This is a genomic window from Bacillus sp. 196mf (assembly GCF_003217275.1).
GTDB classification, from domain to species: Bacteria; Bacillota; Bacilli; order Bacillales; family Bacillaceae_G; genus Bacillus_A; species Bacillus_A thuringiensis_S.
The window spans coordinates 1-3,673 of sequence record NZ_QJTG01000077.1 but is presented as its reverse complement, the minus strand read 5'-3'; the positions used below and the strand labels follow the sequence as shown (position 1 = coordinate 3,673).

Below are 3,673 nucleotides of genomic sequence, written 5' to 3'. Positions count from 1 at the left end.
CATTCTCTGATTGGAGTCTTTTCTTTATCATGTTTTCAAATCGGAAACATGTATTTGGCATGCCTTGTTTCCTAACTAAGCTGAGTAGTTACAATTTTTTTTAGAATCCTTTATACTAAATATGTTGTATATTAAAGTACATAAAAAACCAATTCCATTAAAAAATGAAATTGGTTATACACAAAATTGCTGCTCTATAGTAAGTATTAAACAATATAAAAACCTTATATAATATATCTCTTTTAAAATATTTAAAGATTAAAGATAAAACTTTTATACAAAAGAAAAATAGTGTTTAAACATTGATATACCAGGGGTTTATAAATATTATATACGTAAAAAATCACAAACAGTAATTACTGGTAATGTATCTATATGACTTAGTTATGGTTCAAAACCACAAAAAATCAAAAAGTAGAAATGTGAAAACTACATATAATCATCGTTAAATTGATACACGAAATGGAATAAATAATAAGTGCTAATTTAGAAGCCTTATTAACAGATTCTCCACATTTTAAAGAATTCTATACACAATTAATTAACAAAACACTTTAAGTTAAGAACAGAATCCACTTTTTCAACTTAACTAACAATAGAATTTCTGATTTTAAGTAGATATAAGGATTGAAACTTATAACAACAGTGTTTTGAACTATAAATTCTCCACATTTGATTAAATTTATTAAGATATCAACAGAATTTAAAAATAAGTTTATGTTTTTTTGTAGATACAAACGATATGAAAGATTGAAAATTCGGACTTTGTATTTGGCAAGATTGTGAATAACAGATCTTTAACGAACTGTAATGTATGAAATTGCATAAAAAAAGAGAGGAAGTTTTCAATTTATATGAAAACGCCTCTCTTTTTTATTTGCAGTGACATACGCGAAACGTTATTCCCAGCACGAATAGCCCTCTACTTTTGTTTTTTTCAAAAATAGAGAGCTGTATCATTACATTGCTGGAAGCAGCTGATCAACTGTATTTGGCACTTCTTTTGTTGAACGGTAGTACGCTTCTAAGGACTGTAGAAACGGAATTAAATCGAAATCTTCAGGGACTTCAATTACACGAATCTTTTCCTTCGGCAATTTATCAATTTTTTCAATGAACAGTTCACGAATATCACTAGGGATTTGATTTCCTTTATGCCCACTAGACTTTAATAGTTCGCGAATTTCAATTTCTAATGCTGTATATGCGTTAATGTTTACGCCTTGCTCATAAGCATACTTTCTAAACAGTGATTCCTCTTGATACTGCATGTAATTACGATGGTAAGCATCTATAGTAACAGGTACGGCGTATTTTGCTTGAAGCAGGTCATGCGCTTTACGGAATAGCTTTTGAACATTGCGTAACGAGTAAATAGCAAAATGAGTACCAAATTTAAAGATGGCCTCTTCTTGTTCATATTTAGGTACATTGTGTGTAATTAAAGGATAGATGCCGGTTTTAGCAGCTGTATCCAATACACGGTATTGAGAAGATTGCTTTAATAATTTACTTAGCGTATAAACAAGCTTTTTCGGATAACCTTCTTGTCGATCAATCATTTCTCGTAAACCACGAACTACTTGACGGATTTGACGGTGACAAGAGTATTTTAAAACGTTAATGAATTGGTTCATATCCTTTGTAAATTCAGCAATATTCATTTCAATTAATAAGTTTTCTATGAATGTAACTTTACGCTTATATGTATCTCGTGGTGTAAATGGATCACGGTATTCTGCTCCTTCTTCTTTCGCGCATAAGAAATCAGGATGTAGAGATAAATGCAACGTAGTATATTGCCTTTTATTTCTCTTTCCTTTTTCTAACTTGCAAATTTTAAATAAAGGAGATCCAGTAGCAGACAATTTTGTTTCCAATTCCTCAAGTACAGCACGAATCTGATGTGGGTATTTCTTATGTAGGTATCGATACATACCGCCAAAATGAGTTGAGCTTCCTTGTTCGTCAACTTTAAATAAAGAACGTTTCAAAGTTGTCTCGCGTTGTTGCTGCATTGCCACATCCATAAATAGCTTCTTAGCTGCAATAGATAACTCAAAGAATTCTTTTGTAAATACTATTGGGCTGATAAATGTATATGCATTTGCTTTATTTGTTTTCTTGTTCATGAAATCTGTTAAAGTGATTTTATATTTACCACTGTACTCATTTTCAATTGTAATTATGTTGTGGAAACTTAACTTCTTTAAAGCCACATAAAATTGTGAGTGGTGAATATGTGCAAATGCCTCTTTATAATTTTTATAATCTTCCCATAGCATGTGGATCGATACATGCGAAAGCTCACCATATGTATTACATTTTTTATGAAGAAATAGAAATACTTCTAAATCAGCATTTGTAATTCCATATAGCTTATGTTTTCTGCCTTCGTTTTTATCAAATTCACTTACTTTATCTACAATCTTTTTCATTTTCAGTGAAAAAGATGGCTTTACTTTTGCAACAAACCCCTCTTCATCTGCAATTCGCTCTTCATAGGACATTGAATTCACAATGTCTTCTAAATAAGTATCTTTAAAACTGTAATACTTACCTTCTAAAGCTTCTACTAACTTTTGCCATGATTTAATTGTTACAATTACCGGTGTTGTTGTTTCACCATTTAAACTACGTTTGTTCTTTATAACGAAAGGTTTTGCCATCTTTTTCACCTCCTTATATATTAAGTTGCAGTTTTCCCCACAATTAGATATAGATTATCATTTTTGATTATATCAAATCGAATACTGGTGAAATCTGTCCCTTTAAGAGAAAAAACAAAAAAATGAAACGTGCCTCTATCCCTTGTGTGACAAGGGGTTTGACGTTTCATGAAAAAAAGTTTGTTGCCACCATAGGGCTATGAAGTTTTTTGAATATGAAACGTAATACGTAGTAGGAGAAATCCTTCAAAACCATTGATTTCATAGGGTTTTTATCCAATTTCGTTTGAAAGTTATAGCCATCATATAGCTATAACGTTTCATGTTTTTAAAACGAGTTATATTTTATTAAAAACTGCTGTAACCCTTGGTACATATAGGTTGTTGAGATTTTTAAAATGAAAGTTGTAGCCATCATACCGCTATAAATGTTTCAGTTTGTTTCATGTTTCCTGCCATCATATAGCTATAACGTTTCATGTTTTTAAAACAAGTAATATTTTATTGAAAACCGCTGTAACCCTTGGTACATATAGGTTGTTGGGATTTTCAAAATGAAAGTTGTAGCCATCATATAGCTATAATGATTTTAGCGTGTTTGCTTTCATATTTTATGGAATGGCTTTATAGCAACGTTTATTACTAATTTACATAGAATAAAAAAATTTTTAGTCAAGTGATTTTCAAGATATTCTCGTTTCATTTTTTCAAAGTTGTAACCATCATATAGCTATAACGTTTCATAAATTACGAAATTGTAGCCATCATATAGCTATTCATTATTAAAAGTAAGAAGTAATAGCCATGATAAGGCTATAGTTTCAAATAAGAAGTAATAGCCATGATAAAGCTATACTGTTTTAAGTAAGAAGTAATAGCCGTAATAAGGCTATAAAACTTGAAATAAGAGCTTATAGCCATGATAAGGCTACATAGTTTCAAATAAGAAGTAGTAGCCATGATAAGGCTATATAGTTTCAAATAAGAAGTAGTAGCCATGATAA

At 30.4% G+C, this 3,673-nt stretch carries 1 protein-coding gene and 1 pseudogene; both read right to left on the bottom strand.

Features of this window, described 5'->3' with window-relative positions; translation table 11 throughout:
* Positions 1 to 959: 959 nt before the first annotated feature.
* Positions 960 to 2,669: a hypothetical protein gene (locus ATL10_RS30370; protein ID WP_110498324.1), complete on the bottom strand. Its 1,710-nt coding sequence runs from the start codon at positions 2,667 to 2,669 to the stop codon at positions 960 to 962.
* Between the two features lie 813 nt (positions 2,670 to 3,482).
* Positions 3,483 to 3,673: pseudogene (locus ATL10_RS31645) on the bottom strand (hypothetical protein); the annotation flags it as partial.